General features: G+C 61.7%; 1 protein-coding gene. It reads right to left on the bottom strand.

Features of this window, described 5'->3' with window-relative positions; genetic code table 11:
- Positions 1–301: acyclic terpene utilization AtuA family protein (locus tag EN742_RS37205; protein ID WP_128334003.1), on the bottom strand; the 301-nt coding region annotated here is incomplete at its 3' end.
- Positions 302–519 lie beyond the last annotated feature (218 nt).

Genomic DNA, 519 nt, shown 5'->3' with positions numbered 1-519 from the left:
CCGCCTCGTCCGCAATGGCCGCGGCCGCGCCTCTGGGATTGGCGGCGCGCATGTTCGTAACGATCCGTGCACCGCTTGCGCGGCACCCCGGCAGAACGGCGCGGATCCGTTGCCGTAGCGACGGCGTGTAGCCGCGGGACGGATCCTTCAAGCGGTCAAGCGTCTCACGGGCGATGGTCCGTTCGGCAAGACATTCCATCACCAGATAGTCCAACGCCGCGCGCTCCGCGATCGCCTGGGCGGGCGCGATTCGATCATCAGCCATCCCGGCGCCGCTGCCTATCCGGACCATACTTTTCATGTCACAAAATCCAGATCATTATTGCGTATTTCAAACTATAGGGTCAAAATACAAGCGAATGCAATGCATGGGAGATGGGCATGTATCCACCTGCCGAGGAGATGCGAACCGAGATCGCCTTCCGCTTGCCTGAGAGCCTCTACCGAACAGGCAAGGCCAGCCCCTGGGTTGCCGCAAGACGTGGCGGACCACTCCATTCGTTCCTCGAAGGCCCATCC

Source organism: Mesorhizobium sp. M4A.F.Ca.ET.020.02.1.1 (assembly GCF_004022645.1).
Taxonomy (GTDB): Bacteria; Pseudomonadota; Alphaproteobacteria; order Rhizobiales; family Rhizobiaceae; genus Mesorhizobium.
The sequence above is the reverse complement of the archived record's forward strand: the minus strand, read 5'-3'. Positions and strand labels throughout refer to the sequence as shown.